Below are 20492 nucleotides of genomic sequence, written 5' to 3'. Positions count from 1 at the left end.
GTTGGGCCATTAGAATAACGCAGCGAACCGCTGATCTGTTATGGCTGTCAACAACGTGCTTGCGCGCATTGAGTCTGTCCTCCAGGAAGAACGAGTTTTCCCGCCGCCCAAAGAGTTCTCGCGCCGCGCCCGTCTAAAGTCGCTGGCCCAGTATCGCAAGCTCTACAAAGAATCTATCGCCGCGCCGGAACGGTTCTGGGCCAAGCGGGCCAAGGAAGAACTAGTGTGGTTCAAGCGCTGGACGAAGGTGCTGCAATGGCAGGAGCCGTTTGCCAAGTGGTTCGCCGGCGGCCAGATCAACGTCAGCGACAACTGCCTGGACCGGCACCTGGGAACGGCCACAGCCAATAAAGCCGCTCTGATCTGGGAGGGCGAGCCCGCCGCGCCAGGCAAGCCGGGCGAGGAGCGCACGCTCACTTACAAACAGCTTCACCACGAGGTTTGCCGCTTCGCCAACGTGCTCAAGCGCAACGGCATCAAAGCGGGGGACCGGGTTCTGATCTACCTGCCGATGGTGCCGGAGGCTGCCATCGCCATGCTTGCCTGTGCGCGCATCGGCGCGGTGCACTCGGTCGTATTTGGCGGGTTCAGCGCGCAGTCCGTGGCCGATCGTATCCAGGACTCCCAGGCCAAGCTGGTCGTCACCGCAGACGGCGGGTTCCGGCGCGGCGCCGTCGTGCCGCTCAAGCAGAATGTGGACGAGGCGCTCACGCTCGAAGATGCCCGGGGCGGACTGCTGGCCAAGTCCATCGAGAAGGTCATCGTGCTCCGCCGCGCCAGCAATGAGGTGCAGATCCAAGAGGGGCGCGACGTGTGGTGGCACCAGGAGCTGGAGCAAGTGGATGCGCATTGCCCGGCGGAGAAGATGGACAGCGAGGCGCCGCTCTTCATTCTCTACACCAGCGGCTCTACCGGCAAGCCCAAGGGCATCCTGCACACCACTGCCGGCTACCTGCTCTACTCCAAGTTAACCACGAGGTATGTGTTCGATCTGCGCGATGAAGACGTGTTTTGGTGCACCGCCGATGTGGGCTGGGTTACCGGCCACAGCTATGTGGTTTATGGGCCGCTGGCGAATGGGGCCACCAGCCTCATGTATGAAGGCGCTCCCAATTACCCGGAGCCGGACCGCTTCTGGCGCATCGTCGAGAAGTATGGCGTGACCATCCTTTATACGGCGCCGACCGCCATCCGCGCGTTTATGAAGTGGGGCGTCGAGTGGCCGCGGAAGCATGACCTTAGCTCGCTGCGGTTGCTGGGCACCGTCGGGGAGCCTATCAATCCCGAGGCCTGGATCTGGTACCGTGAGCACATCGGCGGCAACCGCTGCCCCATTGTGGATACCTGGTGGCAGACCGAGACCGGTGGAATCCTGATCACCCCCCTGCCTGGCGCCACCCCGACCAAGCCGGGTTCGGCGACGCTGCCCTTCTTCGGCATCGTGCCGGAGGTGGTGGACGACTACGGCCGGCCGGTGCCACCCAATTCCGGCGGCAAGCTGGTGATCCGCAAACCGTGGCCGGCGATGCTGCGCGGCCTGTGGGGCGACCCGCACCGATACCAGCAGGTGTATTGGGGAGAAGTGGAACACAGCTACTTCACCGGCGACGGCAGCCGGCAGGACAAGGACGGTTACTACTGGATTGTCGGCCGCATAGACGACGTCCTCAACGTGGCCGGACATCGTATCGGCACCGCCGAGGTCGAGAGTGCGCTTGTCAGCCATCAGAAAGTGGCTGAGGCAGCCGTGGTGGGCCGGACGGATGCCATGAAAGGGCAGGCGCTGGTGGCCTTCGTGACGGTGAAAAGCGGCGTGCACACGGATGGCGCGTTGCGCGAAGAACTGCGCCAGCATGTGGCCAAAGAAATTGGCCCGGTAGCCAAACCCGATGACATTCGCTTTGCCGAGGTGCTGCCCAAGACGCGCTCGGGCAAGATCATGCGCCGCCTCCTTAAGCAAATTGCCGCGGGCACCGAAATCAAGGGCGACACCACGACGCTGGAAGACCTGGGCGTGCTCGCGCGGTTGAGCCATGCCGAGGAATGAGCCGGGCGCCCACGAGGGCTGCTGCGTAACAAGCTGTGCAGTGGCATGCGCCACGGCTTGACCCCGAGGGAGCCAGGCCTCAAGCTGGCCGCTGCATGAATTCCTGCTCCAGAATCGGAGCTGTCATCTTCTCTATGATCGCAGCCAGCGCCGCCGCCGCCGACCAGACACCAGCACCCAAGCCGGACGCCGTCACTCTGGCGAAGGTGCGGCACCTGCTGCGCGAGGCGCCGCTCATTGACGGCCACAACGACCTGCCGTGGCAATACCGCAAGTATAAGAACGATCTCGCGGCTATTGATCTGGCGCGGGACACCAGCAAGCTCAAGCCGCCGCTGGTTACCGACATCCCCCGCCTGCGCCAGGGCTGCGTCGGCGCCCTGTTCTGGGCGGTGTTTGTGCGGCCCGAGCCCGGCGGGCCGGTGCCGGTCCAGGCGATGTTCGAGCAGATAGATGTCACCCGCCGCATGGTGGCGCACTGGAGCGAGACCTTCGAACTGGCGCTCACGGCGACGGACGTCCAGCGCATCCATCGCCGGGGCAAGATCGCCTCGCTCATCGGCATTGAAGGCGGGCACTGCATCAACAACTCGCTGGCTGTGCTGCGGATGGCACAGGCCCTGGGCGCGCGTTACCTCACGCTGACGCATACCAAGAACACCGATTGGGCCGATGCCGCCGGCGACAAGCCCCAGCACCACGGTCTGACCCCGTTCGGCGAGGACGTCGTGCGCGAACTCAACCGGCTCGGCATGCTGGTGGACCTGTCGCACGTCACCGACGACACCATGCGCGCGGCGCTGAAAGTCAGCCGGGCACCGGTGATCTTCTCGCACTCGTCGGTGCGGGCCCTCTGCAACTCGCCCCGCAATGTCCCGGACGATGTGCTCAAGCTCACGGCCAGCAACGGCGGGGTGGTCATGATCTGCTTCCTGCCCGGCTACCTGACCGAGCGTGGACGCCTGGCCATGGAGGCGTCGGAGGCCGAGAAGGCGCGGCTGGCCAAGCTCTACCCTGAGGACTCGACCGACTACAAGCAGGCCCTGGCCGAATGGCGCCGGGCGCATCCCTCGCCCCACGAGGCCGGCATCAGCGACGTGGCCGATCATATTGACCACGTGCGCAAGGTGGCGGGCATAGACCATATCGGCATCGGGTCGGATTTCGAAGGATTCACCGGAGCGCTGGACGGCCTGGAGGATGTCTCCTGTTACCCGGCCCTGTTGGCGGAGCTGCTACGGCGCGGCTACGGCGCGAAGGACGTCAAGAAGGTGGCGGGGCTGAACCTGCTGCGGGTCATGCGCGAGGCCGAGAAGGTCTCAACCCGGCTGAACCGCTGACCATGTTGCGTGGTGTGTGGTGCGTGGAGACGGAACACGCAACACGCCACACGCAACACGGACCACGCCTCGTGGAATCCACCGCCCCATACCGGATCGTCAAGCTGGCCAACGGCGCGCACAGCGTCCATTCGCTGGCACACCACGAGACCTTTCACCCCGTCGTGGGGCCGGTGGCGGAGGCCGAGGCGCTTTACGTGCGGCAACTCGGCCTGGCCGAGCGTGTCAAGGCGCACCATGGGGAATTCGTGCTCTGGGATGTCGGGCTGGGTGCCGCGGCCAATGCTCTCACCGCCTTGCGGGCAACGCGGGACATCCCCTGCGCTATCCACCTGCTGAGCTTCGATCACACGCTGGAGCCGCTGGCCTTTGCCCTGAAGCACGTGGAAGCCCTCGGCTACCTGCGCGGCTACGAGCTGCACCTGGCACGGCTGTTATGCGACCGGCACTGCGCCTTCCAGGACGGCGCGCAGACGGTGAAATGGGAGATGCACCTGGCGGACTTCCCCACCCTGCTGACCCAGCCCGCTACCCGCAAGCTCGCCAAGCCGCACGTCATCATGTTCGACGCCTTCTCCCCGGCCACCAACGCGGCCATGTGGACGCTGCCCGTATTCTCCAACCTGTTTCGCCTGCTCGCGCCGGACCGCCCCTGCGCCCTGCCGACCTACTCGCGCAGCACCATGCTGCGGGTCACACTCCTGCTCGCGGGCTTCTATGTCGGCGTCGGCCACGCCACGGGCGAGAAGGAGGAAACGACGGTGGCGGCGAACACGCCCGACCTGATCGCCGAACCGCTCGACCGCCGGTGGCTGCAGCGGGCGCACCGTTCGACCAGCGCGGAGCCGCTGCGCGAGCCGGTGTATTGCCAGAAGCGACTGTCCGCCACGACTTGGGAAATACTGCGGCAGCATCCCCAGTTCTGAGCCTGGCGATCCAGGCTGCGGGGGCGTGGTTGTCGCCGCCGCCACGGGCCAAGTCTCAGGTCAGACGCCCGGTTGGGGGTGGTCAGTTTCCGGTTGACTGCCCGCACCCTTCGCCCGAAGCTTGGTCGCGTGGTGAGAAACGTCGAAGCCTGGCGAATTCAGTGTTTCCAGCCCACCTTCAAACCGGCCGGAAGGAGCAAGAATCCTATGCAGAGGATGCTCATTCTGTTGACTGGAGCGCTCGTGACTGCGGGAAGCCTCTGGGCAGCCCAGCCAATCAGCCTTGACCAAATTGCGCCTACGATCCCGCAGCTTGGACTGGGGTGAACCTCGAATCGTCTTGTCGTGATGGTTGACCCGTTGAGTCCCATCAATGAGGTCTGCAATGAGGGCAAGGGATGGCTGCAGGTGGCGCGCAACACGGTTGGGAAGGGAGGGTGCGAAGCCTACGCGGTTTTGCGTTACTTCTCCGGCTCCAACACCGTCCTGGTGCGGATGCGGCGATACCGGAGCCGAGAGGACATTGGAGACGCTTGGGGAAAGGACAAGGATACCAGGGATGCGCCGGGCAGCCTGCCCAACGCGGGCGAGGAAACCCGTTTCTACCAGCGAGACGGGATGCACAAAGATATTGCCTTCAGGCGGGGCAACTACCTGATAACGGTTGAGGGCATGGGCGCGCCACTGGAGAAGCTCAAGCAACTGGCCGAGGCGCTCGACGACAATCTCGTGAGGGCGGAAAGCGGTGCGGGCCGATCCCAAGCCGCCGCTACCCAGTTCGTGGCCGAAGGGAGCGTTGAGTACCATAACTCCTGGGCGGCTGAGGACGTCAGCAAACGCCCGGGCTTTCCCCCGGTGGTGAGCAGAATGATGAACTTCAGCGTGGTGGTCAGCAATTCCTGTTACCTGCTGCGCCTTGAGCCTGCGAAGGAGAGCGCCGTCCTGTATCACGAGGCCGGGTTCGACGGGAAGACGCTCTGCTATCTGAGCCGGATGAACCTATCGAGCCCGCAGAATGCGCCCGGGGTCCGCGCGAGCCGGAACGTAGCCACCGCGTGGATCTATCACCATCAGCAGGTGGTTCACAGCTTGTTCGCGCATGAAATGGGACCCGTCTGGCTGATGTTTGCGTCGGGCCATTACCTGCGCAGCGTGACGAACGGGCTGATTGAACCACCGCTCACCCTCGGCCTGTTCGAGAACGACGATTACTTCCCCAGGCCGTTCACGATTCCCGCTCAGTGGACGCTCCAACCGGCATTCCCGTTCCTCCCCGTTGCCGTCACCTGTCGGGACGACGGCGAAACCAAGACCGCGCCACCCTTTCAGAACGCAAAGAGAGCACCGCCGTTCGATGCCGGCTTCACGAATATCATCTACCGGGTAACGGACACCCAAGAGTTTGAAGGTGTGTGGGTTCCGTCTGCGGCGGTGTTGGAGACGTATCGCGTGGAGACGCGCGGGAAGCCTGAGCTGCGCCCCTACACGCGCTATCGTTTGACGCTGAAGAAGTGGTTGCGCGGCATTCCCCCAACCTGCTTCCGCCCGAAGCTGCCCGGCCCTACCACGATCAGTGATACGCGCAGCTTCGGCGTGCCACGCGGCAAGTCCGTGCTGACCGAGCAGTGGCCGGCGGAGTAACGAGCGAACCGAACCACAAAGGCGCGAAGGAGCAAAGGGAGGGAAGTTAAAGGAGTTGAAGTAGTTAAATGAGTTGAACAGTTGAACAGAAGGGTGTGGTTGTCTGGGACGGCGGCGAGCTTGCCCGGCGCGCGTGAGCAGCCTACCTTCCAGCCATGAGCGCGCGGAGGTTCATCTGGGTAGCGGTTTCTGCAGCGTGCGCGGTTGGAATGTGGGCTGCCTCGTCTCGGCCGGCGACGCGCCCGATCGAGTTGAAGCTGATGAGTATGGAACCCAGTGGTGTGCTGGACGATGTTGGAGCAGAGGCCTGGTTCGTCGCGCTGAGCATCAGCAACCGCAGTGGTGAGGCGCTCCATTTTGCGCGCGAGTGGGCAACCGTCGAAGCCAACGTGGCCGGCTGCTGGGCCGAGGCGAAGAACCAGTGCCAGTTTGATCATCTGAGGCCGTGCGAGGAGAGAGAAGTGGTCCTTTTGCTGCCATCGGGCGCGGACGCCTTTCGGCTGCGCTTCAATTACCTGCCCGAGCCGCTCAACCTGAGATTCATGCGTGTTTGCGAAAGGCTGGGGCTGTGGCGGCACCCGTGGGGTCGGGCGCTGGCGGCGCGTGTTCTGCCTGTTGGCTGGCTTCAGCCGCTCAGGAGTGATATTGTCGGCCGCTCGCCCCGCTGGAGAGAGATCCAGGCCGAGCTTCCGTTGCCGCGAGCCCCGGCTGGAGCACCCCATGCGCATGATCGGGTACGCAGGCCTGATTAACAACTGGCCAAACGCGCGATGTTCTGCCACATTCCTGGCATGAGACGGGAATTCAACGTGGTGATCGAGCGTGATGCGGAAGGTTATTATGTGGCTAGCGTTCCAAGCTTGAAAGGTTGCCACACGCAGGCGCGATCGCTGGACAAGCTGCTTTCCCGGATTCGTGAGGCGATTGAGCTTTGTCTGGAGGTCGAGCGGGGTGCCTCGACCAAGCCCTCTGAATTCATTGGCGTTCAGCGCGTTGCCGTAGAGGTATGAGTCGCCTTCGCGTTCGAGGGCGTGAACTCATCCGGGCCTTACAGAAGGCGGGTTTCGCCCTTGTTCGGATTAAGGGCAGCCATCATTTCTTACGTCACGCAGACGGGCGGGCGACCGTCGTGCCAGTCCATGCGGGTGAAACCATCGGACCAGGCTTGCTGGGCCAGATTCTCAGGGATACCGATCTGAGCAGAGAAGAGTTGGAAGGGCTGTTGTAACTAGACGACTCGGTGAGGGTGTTTCAATCACGCGCCGTCACTCCTACAGAACCATGACTGCCAGCTCAGTGTTGAACATCGTATGTTTGCTAGCACCGCTCGCCGCCGGCGCAGACACACTGGACGTTTACGGGAGCCTGACCGGCAAGACTGTCCTGCTGTCCTCGGCCGTGTCGGCCCCGTCGTATTCCCTGGTGCCAGACCCGCTGAACGACAGGACCAATGCCATAGCGGCGATCGAGCGAGCACTTTCTGAGAAGGGCACTGAGGTCGTCCAGGACGGTCCCCACTTTGTCCGCCTCTTTCCCAAATCGGCGCGCGATTTAATGACCAATGCGCCTCTGCGTGGCGCTGCACTTGCGACGGCAACGGCACAAAAGGACCAAGAAGCGTTTCCGACGGGAACGATTGACTTTTCGGGGGCTGACTTGCGCTCAGTCCTGGATATCTATGCGGCGTTGCGCCAGCGGACGATTCTGCGCTCGGCAACCCTCCGCGGACCTGTGATCCGCCTTAAATCCACCTGTCCCCTCACTCGGGAAGAAGCCCTCTATGCTTTAGAAACCGTCCTGGCGCTGAATGGCATCTCCGTGGTGGATGATGGTGCCAAGTTTGTGCAAGTCGCGCCGATTCCGCAGCGCGCGGAAACGCGCGCCCCTAAACCGGAGTCAGACGCAAAATTGTTCGACCCAAAGGAGGTGCCGGCAGTAATAGACTCAGGCCCTCCAGGCTTGCCTATCCCTTCAAAGCCACTGACTGATATCGAGCGTCTGGAACAGGAACTCGTGCGGTTGAAAAAGGCCGTGTATGATTTCATGCACATAACGGAGCCGAACAAACGGTCCCCGCAGCGCTTGCTTGAGCTTTACGCCCGGCTGGCAAACAAGACGGCGTTGGCGTCCACGAACTTCGACCAGGTGCCAATCTACTTCCACGTTGAAACACCCCTGACCAGGAGCGAGTTGCTCTATGCCATTGAAACCACCTTCACCCTGCATAACCTCGCCGTGGTTCCCGTGGGTGAACGCAAGATCCGACTGGGTCGTATTTCGGAGACCCTCAGGAACAACCGGGGGAAGCCGGAGAGAATGCGGTTGAAGTCAGCGGAATGAGGAGACAGGGAGGCGGCCAACCGCCTCTATGGCGCGTGATCTCGCATATCCACTAACGTATTGCCTGCCCACAGCCCAGAATCCAACCTGGCCAGTCTCGTTTAGAATTGTGTCACCGCGCAGCCGGGCTCAAGACCTGCGCCACAAGCCGGGTGTATCCGGTCTTGCCTGCCCACTGACGCCCCTGCTACCGGCTCCGCCAGTCCCCCAAGCCAGAGGCACCCCTTACCTAAGCCGTCTACGGCGTTGAGACGGCGCCAAACCGGCGGGACTACGGTGTGTATCCCATGGGGAGCGCTCCCCATGGGATACACACCGGGATATCACGGGTGTGACAGCGTTGCCGCACCGGGGTGGCTATTCGGTTCAGGAATGGGGGACGGTGTTAATGGACTGCGCTGCCAAGGGGTTAACGGGAGGGCCATTGCGCCGGCCCGGTCGGGGCAAGCGCACTAACTCCTCAGCCGCCAGCGCGCCTGGCGCAGCACCGCGTGCGGCAGACCCCGCATAGCCTCGTACCAAACGCTGAGCAGCGACTTGTCTTCAAGCTCGACCGTGCTTGGATAACCCAAGTCGCCCGAGGCACCGTCTCCGGAGATAATCACCGGCTCCGACCAGGTGCGCCCGTGATCGCGGCTGAGGCGGGCCTGGTTGCCCAGGGGAGGGCGGCGGTGCCCGTAAGTCATGACTAGGTCGCCGCCGCGCAACCGGAGCAGATGCGAAGGAAGGCCCCACACGCCGATCGTGCGCGGCACCGACCAGCTCTTGCCGCCATCAGTGGACTCGGTCTGGAGGGTTTCACCCTCGTTGGCCGAATTGTGATTTCGGATATGAACCAGGATACGTTCGTCGCCGGTCTCGACGGCGTGCAGTTCGTGGTATTGCCCGGCGTCATCGCCGGGACGGGGCGCAATCTCCGCCAGCCAGCGCCAGGTCTGCCCGTCGTCGAGCGACTCGCACACCCCGACGCGCTTTTTGGCGGTCCAGAGTTCTTTGCCGGCATAGAGCAGCCGGCCATCCGCAAGTTGGATGGGTCCGTGCGGGCTGTTTACGATGGTGGGGTAACGAACCGACCAGGTCACCCCGCCGTCGGTCGAGCGGATCATCCACTGGCCCAATTCGGCGCGGCGTTGTGCCGCGGTGAGACGTTGATGCGCCGCTTGCCACGCGTCCAGGCGCTCAAGCGGCCACGATCCCTGCTCCCCGGCCTTGCGCGTGCGCGCTTTTTCGAGGGTCTCCTCGTAGGCCAGCGAGGTGAATGTGGTGACCAGGATCGAACCCCGAGCCGTCTCCAGCACTCCGGCATCCCGGTCGTCAATGGCGCTGTCCAGGAGCACTTGTGGCCAACCCCAGGTCCGCCCTTCGTCGGACGAAACCATCAACTCAACACGGCCAAAGGGGCAAACGTGCTGCTGGCGACCGCCCGAGCAAACGAGCAACAACTGGCCGCTGCGCCGGCGCGCAACTGTCGGCCAGCCGTGATAGTATTGGGGCGTGTGGCTGATGACCCGGGTCTCGAGAACTTCGATGCCGGGCGCGGCGTTGGCTGTGCGGCGCACCCCTGCTGCGACTGAGGCCGTGACAAGGGCGGCGGCACGGATGAACTGTCGGCGATTCACAGCGGACTGGAGTTGTTGATTCATGAGATAGGTGGTTGCGGCACTGGCATCAGTGATAGGCGGGGGCCAGCGAAAGTCCAGTTTAATCCCACGAGGTTCAGCGCGCATCGCTGGCGATGATTGTGGCGATAAATTTGTTGCGCCATTTCTTTGGCATTAGTAGGCTCCGGCGTAGTTGGCCGGGGCGAGTTGTTGGATTCGTTCGGGCCGGCAGCAACAAACACTTGGAAGAAACTATGGCAACCAAAGCAAAACGCACCACTCATCGCAGCAGCAAAGGCAAGAAACTTTACGCCGTCAGAGACGCAAAGGGCCGCATCAAAGATATCCAAACCTACAAGCGCGCCCATGGCGCGGACCTGAAGCGCAAGAGCAAGGCCGAAGGCAAGAGCAAGACCAAGCGCAAACGCTAAGCCGCAATCCGCGGCTGCGGTAGGTTTGTCGGTTTGGCAGGGACGTTTCACCGAAACGTCCGGGTTTGAAAACCAGAGGCATGTCGCAACTGGGAAGTTGTGCCATGTCTTTGTCTGCCAGCCTTGCCGGGTCGGGGGAAAGCGCCCGGCACTGAAGACGCTCGACAAGTCCTTTCCCCTTCTGCTAGCGTCCCGGCGTGAATTTCCTGGTCACGGGCGGCGCCGGCTTTATCGGCTCACATGTCTGCGAGCGGCTGCTCCGTTCCGGACACGCCGTCTGGGCGTTCGATGACCTCAACCCCTTTTACGACCCACGGCTTAAACAGCGCAATCTGCGCGACCTCCAATCCCTGGCGCAGACCTTCGAGTTCGTCCAGGGCGACCTGACCAACCGCCCGGCGCTCGACGACTTGCTCGGCTGCGTCGCGTTTGATCAGATCATTCACCTCGCCGCGCGCGCCGGGGTGCGGCCCAGCCTCGAGGAACCCGCCCTCTATCAGCGCGTCAACGTCGAAGGCACCGTCAACCTCCTGGAAGCCGCGCGCCTTAACCGCGTCAAGAAGATCACCATCGCGTCCTCTTCCTCGGTTTACGGCGTCAATTCCAAGGTCCCCTTCTCCGAGAGCGACCCGATTTTCTCCGCCATATCCCCCTACGCCGCCAGCAAGCTGGCCTGCGAGGCGCTCGGCCACGTCTATCACCATGTCTATGGCATGGACATCGTGATGCTGCGGTTCTTTACGGTGTACGGCCCGCGCCAGCGGCCCGACTTGGCCATCCACAAATTCACCCGCCTCATCAGCGCCGGCGCGCCCATCCCCGTCTTCGGCGACGGCTCGGCCGCGCGCGATCACACTTACATCAACGACATTCTCGACGGCGTAATCGCTTGCACACAGCAGGAGTTCGGCTACGAGATCTTCAACCTGGGCGAGTCGCAAACCGTGCGCCTGGACCGCCTCATCCAATTGATCGAGAATGCCCTGGACAAGCAGGCCATCCTCGACCGCCAGCCGGTGCAGCCCGGCGACGTGCCCATCACCTGCGCGGACGTCTCCAAAGCCCGGGCCCGACTGGGTTATCATCCTCGCGTGAAGATCGAAGAGGGCATCCCTCTTTTTGTTGACTGGTTCACGCGCAACCGGCTCTAATAAAGGCTATGGATATGCCCCGCAACTACCAGCGTCCACCCTTCGAGGATGCTCTGGCTACGTGGAAGACCCTCCTGACCCAACGCGGCCTTTCGACTGATCTCCTTTGGATTCTCGAAGAGAACCTGTGTTTCGAGAAGGACCCCGGCACCCCCGCCCGCGTTAAACTCGGCTTTCAGACCCAGTTCACCCCCCAACCGCCCGACGCCGCCAAGGTCACCTACCATCATTTCGCCGAGCTGGACGCGCGGCTTGTCTTCTACCGCCTCGGCGCCAACGCGGGCCGTTCCCTGTGCCTGCTGCTGTGCGATCCGTGGTTCGAGCCCAAGACCGAGACGGACGGCTACGTCCGCCGGGACGAGTGGCTGATCTCATTCTTCCCGGGGGCCGATGAGCCGATCGAGGAAATTTCCGACCCCAAACGCTGGCAAAACCGAGTTGTCCGAGGCCGCCCCCTGAGCGCGGTGGACTTCTGCATGACCCTCGCCGCCCTGCGCGAACTCAAAGCCCATGGCCGGGTGCTGACACCCGATGAACGTTTCGGCCTGAAGATCCTCCGCTCGATGCGCCGCGCCAAGAGCACGGCGTAAGCACCTGGCGTCTTATCCCAAAGAAATGCCCGGGCGCTACGTTGGCCGTTGGCCGGCCCTCGGCCAGCGTGGGGGGATCAACCAGAAGCTCAAGACCACCGCCAGAAAGAACGCCGCATAGGCAACCGAGAAAATCCACTGGTCAAATTCGAAGAAGATCACCCGGTGGAGCCAGTGCTGAATGAAAGACCCGGCGTAGTGCTCCTGACTACCCGCCATCAGCCGCAACCGGTTTTCCCACGTGGTCAGAGGGCACGCACACCCCCCCACTGATTCCACTGCAACCACGCCGATGGCCGCGAGGTGCCCTGCGCGAAACCAGAAGTTGCGCACGAACGCCCAGCCCCGAAATCGCCCCACCCAAATCACCACCAATCCCACGACCACGAATGCGACAAAGGTGGCGTGGACCACCAGGGCCAAATCAGCCAGCGCAAGCCAGAGCCGCTGCAATAGCGTCATAAGCCGACAATGCCGCACCCCGCGCCGCTTGACAATCCGCCCCCGGACACCTCCCCGAACTTCCGGCCAGCCTTCAGTACAACAAAAAAGCCGGAACTAATTCCGGCCTTCTTGCCACATTCTACACTGAGAACAACTTTAAATCTTACTTTGATGCGGCGCCGCAGATTTACGCCTGTCAGTTACACACGGTCTGACTACTGCGTTTTTGCATCACTGACGCTACCACCATACCAGAATCCCCAATCCCGTCATGTCACCAGTAGTGGTTACAGGGCCCTTGCCCCGGTTCGGCGCGCTAACCGGCCCCCCTTCCGCTCCCGGGCTCAAGGTTCGAGGCCAATCGTTCGCGGTTCCGCCTGCCTTTCTGTCTTCGGCGGCCCGGACCCAGCCCGCCGGCGGGACGGCCGCGACAAGTCCCTTGCCGGCGCGCCGCAGAATGCCCGCGGCACCCCGGGCCCCGCGCCGCCCGGGCGCCGGGGTTGACAGCGCGGGGCGGGGGTGGCATACTTCGTCTATTGGCGAAATATAGAAGTATGCAGAGCTTCCTGAACATTACGAAGGCCCTGGCGGATGAGAACCGGCTGCGAATGCTGCTGGCATTGCAGCGGGGCGAGTTGTGCGTGTGCCAGATCACCGAGCTACTCGGGCTGGCGGTGTCCACCGTCTCTAAGCACCTGTCCATCCTGTTTCAAGCCGGGCTGGTTAATGCCCGGAAGGATGGCCGGTGGATGTATTACTCGCTGCCCGGCAAAGGGGCGCCGGCGGCGGCGCGCGAGGCCGTGGCGTGGGTGCGGCGGTCGCTGGCGCGGAGTGAGCGGGCCGCCGCGGACACGAAGCGGCTGAAGAAAGTCCTGGCGATGGATACAGCACTGCTGTGCAAGCGACTTTGCGGAAAATGAGGGTGGCTGATCTACAGGTGTGTGATGAGATCCGGCGGTTCGTGGAGCCACCGCCCGCCCCGCTGGGAGCGGGGAAGCTGAGGCGGGCTGGAGCAGCCAACTGAATCAAACCAGCGGAACGGGTTATGAAGACAAAGAATGAAGCAGCGATGGAGAAGTTCCTGGCGGGCTACAACTGCGCGCAATCGGTCTTCTACGCCTATGCCCCGGAATTGGGACTGGATGGAGACACCGCGTTGAAGGTGGCTACTGGTTTGGGCGCGGGAATGGGAAGGCGGGGCGAGGTCTGCGGCGCGATCACCGGCGGGATTCTGGCGCTGGGTCTGAAATACGGGCGCGGCGGACAGCAGGACCGTTCGGCCACGGACCAAACTTATCAGAAGACGCTCGATCTGATGGCGCGCTTTGAGCAGCGGCACGGATCGTGCCTGTGCCACGTCCTGCTGGGAGGGTGCGACCTGCGGACGGCGGAAGGGCAGCAGTATTTCCGGGATGAGGACCTGTTGCGCAAGACCTGCGCCGGCTGCGTCCGGACTGTCGTTGAGGTGCTGGATGAGTTGCTGGCCACGCCAGAAATCTCGCTCAACGGGGAAACCAAAGTGTGACTCTGGTTATGAAGAAGATCAAAGCAACCAAAGACGCGGAAGCTGTGCGCGCGGCAGTGCGGGAAGGTTACGGCAAGATCGCCGGGAGCGGCGGGTCGTGCTGCGGGACAACGCCGACCTGTTGCGGCTCGCCGCCGGCGGCCTCGGAGGAACTGGCCAAGCACATCGGCTACAGCGCGCGGGAGTTGGCGGCATTGCCCGAAGGCGCAAACTTGGGTTTGTCATGCGGCAATCCGAACGCCCTGGCCGCACTGCGGCCGGGAGAGGTGGTGCTGGATCTGGGGGCGGGCGGGGGATTCGACGTGTTCATCGCCGGCAAGAAAGTTGGACGGAAAGGGCGGGCCATCGGCGTGGATATGACCGCCGAGATGCTGGCGAAGGCCCGCAAGAACACGGGCTCCTACCGCCAGACCACGGGCCTAGATAACGTCGAGTTCCGGCTGGGCGAGATCGAGCACCTGCCAGTGCCAGACAACAGCGTGGACGTCGTGATTTCCAACTGCGTGATCAACCTGTCACCGGACAAGCCGCAGGTATGGCGGGAAATCGCGCGGGTGTTGAAACCGGGGGGGCGGGTGGCCGTTTCGGACCTGGCATTGCTCAAACCGCTGCCCCCCGCGATTCGTGATAGCGTGGAGGCGCTGGTGGGCTGCGTGGCCGGGGCGGTGCTGGTAACTGAGACCGAGCGCATGGCTGAAGATGCTGGCCTGACCGACATCGGTTTGACCCCGAAGTCTGGATACATTGACGGCATGGTGGACTGGCAAGATCCGCTCTATCAGAAAATCATCGCCAGCCTGCCTGCCGGAGCCAAGCCCGGTGACTACATCACCAGCCTGGAGGTGACGGCGAAAAAGCCGGCGTGCAAGTGCTGCGGGTGAGGTCTGAAATGAGCAAGAGACCTATCCTCGTGATTCGCAAGGTGCAGGCCGCCAAGTCGCCCTTGAGCGCCGGTTCGTAAACGCCCGCACGCGCGCAAATGAACGGAATTACCCTAAACACGAACGGCGGACTGCTGAGCCGGGAACTGAAGGTATTAGGCGCGTTCACCGCCGTGTTTGTGTTCCTGTTCTTTCTGCCGGTGGGGGTGCCGCGGTTTGACAACGCGCTGAAGGAGGGGCTGGATCTGGCGAAGTGGTATGCGCAGGAGCACGTGCTGCTGTGCCTGGTGCCGGCGTTGTTCATCGCGGGGGGTATCAGCGCGTTTGTGAGCCAGGCGTCGGTGATGCGCTACCTGGGGCCCAAGGCGAACAAGGCGCTGGCTTACGGCGTGGCGTCGGTGTCCGGGACCATCCTGGCGGTGTGCTCCTGCACAGTCCTGCCGCTGTTCGGGGGCATTTGGATGCGGGGGGCGGGACTGGGCCCGGCGACGGCGTTCCTGTATTCAGGGCCGGCCATCAACGTGCTGGCCGTCGTGCTGACGGCGCGAGTGCTCGGGCTGGAACTGGGGGCGGCGCGGGCGGTGGGCGCGGTGGCGTTCAGTGTGATAGTGGGTATCGCGATGCACCTGATCTTCCGGCGTGAGGAACAGGCCAAAGCGGAAGCCGCGGCGCTCATGCCCGAGGTGGAGGTCCGGCGGCCGCTGTGGCAGAACGTGCTGTTTTTCGCCTCGATGGTGGGCTTCCTGGTGTTCGCGAACTGGAGCAAGCCGGCGGAGCCGGTGGGCTTATGGGCGAGCATTTACGCGTGGAAGTGGCCGGTGGCGGGCGCGTTCGCGGCGGGTTTGGGGGCGTGTTTGGGGCTGTGGTTTGGTTTCAAGTGGAAGGAACTGGCGCTGGCGGCGGCACCGGTGGCCATCTTGAGCTTCGCCTTTCCGCATGAACCGCTGATTCCGTTCGTCGTCGGCTGCGCGGGGTTGGTGGTGCTGAGCGCGCGGCATCCCGGCGATGGCCGCGAGTGGCTGGATGCGACCTGGGCGCTGGGCAAACAGATTTTCCCGCTGCTGATCGGCGGGGTGTTCCTGTCGGGCATTCTGCTGGGGCGACCCGGGCACGAGGGATTGATTCCGTCGGACTGGGTGAGCCAATCGGTCGGCGGCAATTCGTTCCTAGCGAACTTATTCTCGTCCGTAGTCGGAGCGTTCATGTATTTCGCAACGTTGACGGAGGTGCCAATCCTGCAAGGCCTGATCGGGTCCGGGATGGGCAAAGGGCCGGCGCTGGCGTTGCTGCTGGCTGGCCCGGCGCTTTCGCTGCCCAGCATGCTGGTGCTGCGCAGCACCATGGGCACGAAGAAGACGGTGGTGTATGTGTCGCTGGTCATCGTAATGGCGACAGCCACCGGGCTGCTTTACGGAGCATTGTTTTAACCTCAAACGAAAGGAATTAGCTTATGCAAATACTCGTTATTGGACCGGGCTGCGCGAAGTGCAAGACCCTGGCGCAATTCACGGAACTGGCCGTGAAAGAACTGGGCGTTGCCGCCGACATCAACAAAGTCACGGACCTGAAGCAAATCGTGGCGCTAGGTGTGATGATGACACCGGCGCTGGTGGTGAATGGCACGGTCAAAGCGGCCGGCAAGGTGCCAAGCGTCAACGAGATCAAGGTGATGCTTGCGCAGACGGTGGAGGCCGGGAAGACGGTCGTATGACGGACGAAGCGTGATGCGTGAAGTGCGGATGAGTTATGAAGTCACCTATTAAGATCCTGATAGCATTTGTTGGTGTATGGTGGGCGGCGGCATGGGCGGCGGAGCCGGCGAAGCTTCCAAAACTGGTGGACTTGGGAGCGGGCAAATGTGTTTCCTGCAAGATGATGGCCCCAATCCTCAAAGACCTCAAAAAGGAGTATGCGGGGCAGTTGGACGTCGAGTTTATTGACGTATGGAAGAATCCCAGGGAGGCGAAAACGTACAGGATCAAGCTTATCCCCACACAAATCTTCTTCGACGTTTCGGGGAAGGAACGCTTCCGGCATGAGGGTTTCCTAGGGAAACAGGACATACTGGCGAAATGGAAGGAACTGGGGGTTGAGCTTAAATCCACGGACCGAACCTCGAAATCCAAAGCGGGGCTGAAGTCCGATGGGAAGGTAGAAGCGAAAAAATAATAAGCCAAATGGAGCAGTTCCTTTCTGCGTTGTCGCACGCCGTTGAAGGTGCCCCGCTGGTGGCGCTGGTGGCGTCAGCGGTGTGGGGCGTGCTTAGCGTTGTTCTCAGCCCGTGCCATTTGGCGAGCATCCCACTGATTGTCGGGTTCATCAGCGGGCAGGGGCGGGTGAGCACCGCGCGGGCGAGCGGGATCGCGACGCTATTTGCGGTGGGGATCCTGGTGACGATTGCGGCCATTGGGGCGGTCACGGCGGCGGCGGGACGGATGATGGGGGACGTGGGGCGATGGGGAAACTACTTCGTGGCGGCGATCTTTCTGGTGGTGGGGCTGCACTTGGTGGGCCTCATCCCGATGCCGTGGTCGGGACCAGGACAGGTTGGAATGAAGCGCAAAGGGTTGGTGGCGGCGTTCCTGCTGGGGCTGATTTTCGGCGTCGCGCTTGGCCCTTGCACGTTCGCGTTCATGGCGCCGATTTTGGGTGTGGTATTCCGGGCGGCGAAGACGAGCGCGTTCTACGGCGCGTCGCTGCTGCTGTCCTACGGCATCGGGCATTGCGCGGTGATCGTGGCGGCCGGCACATCCACGGAGTTGGTGCAGCGCTTCCTGAACTGGAACGAGCAATCCAAGGGCGTCACCGTTGTTAAGTGCGTCTGTGGCGTGCTGGTGCTCCTTGGCGGCATCTGGCTGATTTACTCCGCACCTTAACCTCAAGTTAGCAAAGACCCATGAATACACAGAACGCTCAAACTCAATGCAGTTGCACCACGGCACCAAAACTGGTTTTTCCCTGCTCGGGCGCGTCCGATGTCGGGGGTCTGGCCGACCGGACCGCGCGCCAGATGGCCAAGGACGGGACAGGGAAGATGTATTGCCTGGCGGGCATCGGCGGGCGAGTCGAAGGGATTATGGCCAACGCAAAGGCCGCGGCCAAAATACTGGTGGTTGACGGGTGCAAAGAGGAATGCGCCCGCAAAACAATGGAACTGGCCGGGTTCAAGGATTTCCAGCATCTGAAGCTCGCGGAAATGGGATTTGAAAAAGGGAAGACACGAGTGACGGCCGCCCGGATCCGGCAGGTGGCGGACCAAGCCGCGGGATTGCTGGCATGCGCTAATGAACTGTGCTGAATTGAGCAAGCGCCCATGGCCAAGTTGAAAGTGCTATTCCTCTGCACGGGGAATTCGTGCCGAAGCCAGATGGCGGAGGGTTGGGCGCGGCATTTGAAGGGAAATGTGATCGAGGCTTACTCCGCCGGAATTGAGCCGCACGGCATGAACCCGCACGCGGTGAGAGTGATGGCGGAATCCGGCGTGGACATTTCGAAGCACTACTCCAAGACACTTGCTGACCTCGGCCCGGTGCAATTCGATTACGTGGTGACGGTGTGCGGGCACGCCAGTGAGAATTGCCCGGTCTTCCCGGGGAGGACGAAGCAGGTTCAGGCGGAGTTTGAGGACCCGCCGGAACTGACAAAGCAGCTGCCCGACGGCGAGGGGAAGTTGGCGGTGTATCGCCGTGTGAGGGATGAAATCCGCAAATTCGTTGAGACTTTGCCTGGGGCGTTCGGCGCGGCGGCAGTCGAGCAGTGAGAGGCGTATGAGCAATTCCGTGACTGCGACGACCGGCGAACTGGCCCAGCCAGCACCGAAGCGGCTGGCGTTCTTCGAACGTTATCTGACGGTCTGGGTGTTCCTGTGCATGGTCGTCGGGGTGGCGCTGGGGCGGGCGCTGCCGGATGTGACGGAAGCGTTAAGCCGGCTGGAGTTCGGGCAGGGCTCGCAGGTGAACGTGCCGATCGGGGTGTTGTTGTGGCTGATGATCTACCCGATGATGCTGAAGGTGGATTTCGGGGTGATTGGAGGGATCGCGCGCAAGCCCAAGGGGCTGATGGTGACGCTATTCGTAAACTGGCTGGTGAAGCCGTTCGGGATGGCATTCCTGGCGTGGGTGTTCATGCAGAAGCTGTTCGCGGGGTGGATTGACCCGGAGACGGCGCGCGGCTACACGGCGGGCCTGATCATCCTAGCGGCGGCGCCGTGCACGGCGATGGTGTTCGTGTGGTCGTACCTAACCGAGGGCGACCCGGCCTACACGCTGGTGCAGGTGGCGGTGAATGACCTGATCATGCTGGTGGCCTTCGCGCCGATTGTGATGTTCCTGTGCGGAGTGGCACAGGTGGTGGTCCCGGCCATGGTGCTCATCACCTCGGTGGTGGTATTCATCGTGATTCCGCTGGCTGCCGGGTGGCTGACGCGCACCGCGCTGCTCAAGTCGCGCGGGAAGCAGTGGTTTGAGGAGAAGTTCCTGCGGAAGTTCCACCCGGTGATGATTGGGACGCTGCTGCTGACGCTGGTGCTGATTTTCGCCTTTCAGTCGAAGAACCTGACCAGCCGGTGGGTGGCAGTGCTGCTGATCGCGGTGCCGATTATCGTGCAGGTGTATTTCAATTCGGGGTTGACGTATTTTCTGATGCGCTGGTTTCGGGTGGAGCACAATGTCGCCTCCCCCGGGGCGCTGATCGGGGCAAGCAACTTCTTTGAACTGGCCGTGGCGGTGGCGATCACGTTGTTTGGCGCAGACTCCCCGGCGGCCCTGGCGACGGTGGTGGGGGTGCTGGTGGAGGTGCCGGTGATGTTGTCGGTGTGCAACGTGTGCAACCGGACGCGGGGATGGTATGGGAGACGAGTGAGCGTGAATTGCTGACGAGGCCGGAGATTTCATGGCCAACGACGCACCGGGCACCGTGGGGTTCAGGAACTGCCTCGAAGATGCCCCCTATTACCCCCCGGCGAACTCTCTGCGCCAAAGCACTTGAAAGCTTTGTTGTTTCGTGTGAACCTGCCTTGGTGCGATGGCTGACGCAATTCAATCAGCGAGAGAGACGAGGTCGAACGTATGGAAACACACTTTGCCAACATTGAACGTGCTCACAGCGACCTGGCGCGCGAACGCGTGCTGGAAGACTTGCGGGTATTAGTGCGCGATTCCGAGACCTTGCTCAAAGCCACCGCCGGTGATCTGACCGAGAAGGCCAAGGATGCCCGGACGCGCCTGGGAGCGGCGTTGGAGCGCGCGAAAGCCACCAGCGAGGCGCTGCAGCAGCAGGCGGTCGTGGCCGCCAAGGCCGCGGCGAAGAAGGCCGATGTTGTCGTCCGCGAGCATCCTTACCATTCCGTCGGTGTGGCCTTCGGCGTCGGCTTGCTGATTGGCGTGCTGGTCGCCCGCCGGCCCCCGCAAGATTGATCCATCCCGGCCATCCCGCTTCAGCCGCCAGGCTTGAGCGCGGATGAGGGGCGCGGTGTTTGCGATTCCGGTTTGGCGGGACGGCGGAGTTGTCGCGCGAGGGGACGGTTATTCGGCCAGAAACAATCCCGTTGGCCATTGGAAGTAGCGGGAGCACCACA

General features: G+C 62.7%; 24 protein-coding genes. 22 read left to right on the top strand and 2 right to left on the bottom strand.

Annotated features, from left to right (window positions below; all coding sequences use genetic code 11):
* Positions 1-40 precede the first annotated feature (40 nt).
* The 8 genes from acs to P5205_10485 all read left to right on the top strand — a co-directional run bounded on the left by acs (position 41) and on the right by P5205_10485 (position 8294).
* Entirely contained in the window at positions 41-2047 is a 2007-nt protein-coding gene (gene acs, locus P5205_10520) for an acetate--CoA ligase (protein HSA10789.1), read from the top strand.
* 134 nt (positions 2048-2181) lie between these two features.
* On the top strand, positions 2182-3387 hold the full coding sequence (locus P5205_10515; GenBank protein HSA10788.1) for a dipeptidase: 1206 nt from the start codon (positions 2182-2184) through the stop codon (positions 3385-3387).
* Between the two features lie 71 nt (positions 3388-3458).
* Positions 3459-4313 (top strand): MnmC family methyltransferase, encoded by an 855-nt coding sequence (locus P5205_10510; protein ID HSA10787.1) that lies wholly within the window; start codon positions 3459-3461, stop codon positions 4311-4313.
* Positions 4314-4673: 360 nt separating this feature from the next.
* On the top strand, positions 4674-5954 hold the full coding sequence (locus tag P5205_10505) for a hypothetical protein (GenBank protein HSA10786.1): 1281 nt from the start codon (positions 4674-4676) through the stop codon (positions 5952-5954).
* A gap of 266 nt (positions 5955-6220) precedes the next feature.
* Positions 6221-6706 carry a hypothetical protein gene (locus P5205_10500; protein HSA10785.1) on the top strand — a complete coding sequence of 162 codons (486 nt, stop codon included), beginning with the start codon at positions 6221-6223 and terminating at the stop codon, positions 6704-6706.
* A 39-nt stretch (positions 6707-6745) separates the two neighbouring features.
* The gene (locus tag P5205_10495) at positions 6746-6964 is read left to right on the top strand and encodes a type II toxin-antitoxin system HicB family antitoxin (GenBank protein ID HSA10784.1); all 219 of its coding nucleotides are present in this window, start codon (positions 6746-6748) and stop codon (positions 6962-6964) included.
* Positions 6961-7182 carry a type II toxin-antitoxin system HicA family toxin gene (locus tag P5205_10490; protein HSA10783.1) on the top strand — a complete coding sequence of 74 codons (222 nt, stop codon included), beginning with the start codon at positions 6961-6963 and terminating at the stop codon, positions 7180-7182. The genes P5205_10495 and P5205_10490 overlap by 4 nt, the downstream gene beginning before the upstream one ends.
* A gap of 53 nt (positions 7183-7235) precedes the next feature.
* Complete coding sequence (locus tag P5205_10485; protein HSA10782.1) at positions 7236-8294, top strand: hypothetical protein; 1059 nt, start codon at positions 7236-7238, stop codon at positions 8292-8294.
* A 452-nt stretch (positions 8295-8746) separates the two neighbouring features.
* On the opposite strand, the gene P5205_10480 is transcribed toward P5205_10485, so the two are convergent.
* Positions 8747-9937: a sialidase family protein gene (locus P5205_10480; protein HSA10781.1), complete on the bottom strand. Its 1191-nt coding sequence runs from the start codon at positions 9935-9937 to the stop codon at positions 8747-8749.
* A gap of 212 nt (positions 9938-10149) precedes the next feature.
* Here P5205_10480 and P5205_10475 point away from each other — a divergent pair, with 212 nt between their 5' ends.
* The 3 genes from P5205_10475 (at position 10150) to P5205_10465 (ending at position 12067) form a co-directional block, all read left to right on the top strand.
* Positions 10150-10326, top strand: a complete 177-nt coding sequence (locus P5205_10475) for a hypothetical protein (protein HSA10780.1) — start codon at positions 10150-10152, stop codon at positions 10324-10326.
* A 197-nt stretch (positions 10327-10523) separates the two neighbouring features.
* On the top strand, positions 10524-11477 hold the full coding sequence (locus P5205_10470; protein HSA10779.1) for an SDR family NAD(P)-dependent oxidoreductase: 954 nt from the start codon (positions 10524-10526) through the stop codon (positions 11475-11477).
* An 8-nt stretch (positions 11478-11485) separates the two neighbouring features.
* A complete protein-coding gene (locus tag P5205_10465) occupies positions 11486-12067 on the top strand; it encodes a hypothetical protein (protein ID HSA10778.1) in 582 nt (193 codons plus the stop codon).
* Between the two features lie 36 nt (positions 12068-12103).
* Here the strand turns inward: P5205_10465 and P5205_10460 are convergent, their stop codons facing one another.
* Positions 12104-12529 carry a DUF2784 domain-containing protein gene (locus tag P5205_10460; GenBank protein HSA10777.1) on the bottom strand — a complete coding sequence of 142 codons (426 nt, stop codon included), beginning with the start codon at positions 12527-12529 and terminating at the stop codon, positions 12104-12106.
* Positions 12530-13065: 536 nt separating this feature from the next.
* On the opposite strand from P5205_10460, the gene P5205_10455 reads away from it, so the two are divergent.
* The 11 genes from P5205_10455 to P5205_10405 all read left to right on the top strand — a co-directional run bounded on the left by P5205_10455 (position 13066) and on the right by P5205_10405 (position 20331).
* Complete coding sequence (locus P5205_10455; protein ID HSA10776.1) at positions 13066-13431, top strand: metalloregulator ArsR/SmtB family transcription factor; 366 nt, start codon at positions 13066-13068, stop codon at positions 13429-13431.
* Positions 13432-13556: 125 nt separating this feature from the next.
* Positions 13557-14036, top strand: coding sequence for a C-GCAxxG-C-C family protein (locus P5205_10450; GenBank protein HSA10775.1), 480 nt, complete (start codon positions 13557-13559; stop codon positions 14034-14036).
* Between the two features lie 8 nt (positions 14037-14044).
* Complete coding sequence (gene arsM, locus P5205_10445) at positions 14045-14917, top strand: arsenite methyltransferase (protein HSA10774.1); 873 nt, start codon at positions 14045-14047, stop codon at positions 14915-14917.
* Positions 14918-15015: 98 nt separating this feature from the next.
* The gene (locus tag P5205_10440; GenBank protein HSA10773.1) at positions 15016-16344 is read left to right on the top strand and encodes a permease; all 1329 of its coding nucleotides are present in this window, start codon (positions 15016-15018) and stop codon (positions 16342-16344) included.
* A gap of 23 nt (positions 16345-16367) precedes the next feature.
* Positions 16368-16628 (top strand): thioredoxin family protein, encoded by a 261-nt coding sequence (locus tag P5205_10435; GenBank protein ID HSA10772.1) that lies wholly within the window; start codon positions 16368-16370, stop codon positions 16626-16628.
* A 35-nt stretch (positions 16629-16663) separates the two neighbouring features.
* Positions 16664-17086: a thioredoxin family protein gene (locus tag P5205_10430; GenBank protein ID HSA10771.1), complete on the top strand. Its 423-nt coding sequence runs from the start codon at positions 16664-16666 to the stop codon at positions 17084-17086.
* A gap of 8 nt (positions 17087-17094) precedes the next feature.
* Complete coding sequence (locus P5205_10425; GenBank protein HSA10770.1) at positions 17095-17793, top strand: cytochrome c biogenesis protein CcdA; 699 nt, start codon at positions 17095-17097, stop codon at positions 17791-17793.
* 20 nt (positions 17794-17813) lie between these two features.
* The gene (locus P5205_10420; GenBank protein ID HSA10769.1) at positions 17814-18215 is read left to right on the top strand and encodes a putative zinc-binding protein; all 402 of its coding nucleotides are present in this window, start codon (positions 17814-17816) and stop codon (positions 18213-18215) included.
* A 15-nt stretch (positions 18216-18230) separates the two neighbouring features.
* Positions 18231-18677 (top strand): arsenate reductase ArsC, encoded by a 447-nt coding sequence (locus P5205_10415; GenBank protein ID HSA10768.1) that lies wholly within the window; start codon positions 18231-18233, stop codon positions 18675-18677.
* Between the two features lie 7 nt (positions 18678-18684).
* Positions 18685-19791 carry an ACR3 family arsenite efflux transporter gene (arsB, locus tag P5205_10410; GenBank protein ID HSA10767.1) on the top strand — a complete coding sequence of 369 codons (1107 nt, stop codon included), beginning with the start codon at positions 18685-18687 and terminating at the stop codon, positions 19789-19791.
* 192 nt (positions 19792-19983) lie between these two features.
* On the top strand, positions 19984-20331 hold the full coding sequence (locus tag P5205_10405) for a DUF883 domain-containing protein (GenBank protein HSA10766.1): 348 nt from the start codon (positions 19984-19986) through the stop codon (positions 20329-20331).
* Positions 20332-20492: the final 161 nt, after the last annotated feature.

The organism is Candidatus Paceibacterota bacterium (assembly GCA_035452965.1).
GTDB lineage: Bacteria > Verrucomicrobiota > Verrucomicrobiia > Limisphaerales > UBA8199 > UBA8199.
This window is presented reverse-complemented; position numbering and strand designations above follow the sequence as displayed.

What these genes read in the sequence shown, in the direction of transcription:
- P5205_10440 (HSA10773.1), top strand. Translation starts at nt 15,016, where the DNA reads ATGAACGGAATTACCCTAAACACGAACGGCGGACTGCTGAGCCGGGAA.
- P5205_10450 (HSA10775.1), top strand. Translation starts at nt 13,557, where the DNA reads ATGAAGACAAAGAATGAAGCAGCGATGGAGAAGTTCCTGGCGGGCTAC.
- P5205_10490 (HSA10783.1), top strand. Translation starts at nt 6,961, where the DNA reads ATGAGTCGCCTTCGCGTTCGAGGGCGTGAACTCATCCGGGCCTTACAG.
- P5205_10475 (HSA10780.1), top strand. Translation starts at nt 10,150, where the DNA reads ATGGCAACCAAAGCAAAACGCACCACTCATCGCAGCAGCAAAGGCAAG.
- P5205_10500 (HSA10785.1), top strand. Translation starts at nt 6,221, where the DNA reads ATGGAACCCAGTGGTGTGCTGGACGATGTTGGAGCAGAGGCCTGGTTC.
- arsB (HSA10767.1), top strand. Translation starts at nt 18,685, where the DNA reads ATGAGCAATTCCGTGACTGCGACGACCGGCGAACTGGCCCAGCCAGCA.
- P5205_10435 (HSA10772.1), top strand. Translation starts at nt 16,368, where the DNA reads ATGCAAATACTCGTTATTGGACCGGGCTGCGCGAAGTGCAAGACCCTG.
- P5205_10465 (HSA10778.1), top strand. Translation starts at nt 11,486, where the DNA reads ATGGATATGCCCCGCAACTACCAGCGTCCACCCTTCGAGGATGCTCTG.
- P5205_10405 (HSA10766.1), top strand. Translation starts at nt 19,984, where the DNA reads ATGGAAACACACTTTGCCAACATTGAACGTGCTCACAGCGACCTGGCG.
- P5205_10495 (HSA10784.1), top strand. Translation starts at nt 6,746, where the DNA reads ATGAGACGGGAATTCAACGTGGTGATCGAGCGTGATGCGGAAGGTTAT.
- acs (HSA10789.1), top strand. Translation starts at nt 41, where the DNA reads ATGGCTGTCAACAACGTGCTTGCGCGCATTGAGTCTGTCCTCCAGGAA.
- P5205_10425 (HSA10770.1), top strand. Translation starts at nt 17,095, where the DNA reads ATGGAGCAGTTCCTTTCTGCGTTGTCGCACGCCGTTGAAGGTGCCCCG.
- arsM (HSA10774.1), top strand. Translation starts at nt 14,045, where the DNA reads ATGAAGAAGATCAAAGCAACCAAAGACGCGGAAGCTGTGCGCGCGGCA.
- P5205_10480 (HSA10781.1), bottom strand. Translation starts at nt 9,937, where the DNA reads ATGAATCAACAACTCCAGTCCGCTGTGAATCGCCGACAGTTCATCCGT.
- P5205_10415 (HSA10768.1), top strand. Translation starts at nt 18,231, where the DNA reads ATGGCCAAGTTGAAAGTGCTATTCCTCTGCACGGGGAATTCGTGCCGA.
- P5205_10485 (HSA10782.1), top strand. Translation starts at nt 7,236, where the DNA reads ATGACTGCCAGCTCAGTGTTGAACATCGTATGTTTGCTAGCACCGCTC.
- P5205_10420 (HSA10769.1), top strand. Translation starts at nt 17,814, where the DNA reads ATGAATACACAGAACGCTCAAACTCAATGCAGTTGCACCACGGCACCA.
- P5205_10515 (HSA10788.1), top strand. Translation starts at nt 2,182, where the DNA reads ATGATCGCAGCCAGCGCCGCCGCCGCCGACCAGACACCAGCACCCAAG.
- P5205_10455 (HSA10776.1), top strand. Translation starts at nt 13,066, where the DNA reads ATGCAGAGCTTCCTGAACATTACGAAGGCCCTGGCGGATGAGAACCGG.
- P5205_10430 (HSA10771.1), top strand. Translation starts at nt 16,664, where the DNA reads ATGAAGTCACCTATTAAGATCCTGATAGCATTTGTTGGTGTATGGTGG.
- P5205_10460 (HSA10777.1), bottom strand. Translation starts at nt 12,529, where the DNA reads ATGACGCTATTGCAGCGGCTCTGGCTTGCGCTGGCTGATTTGGCCCTG.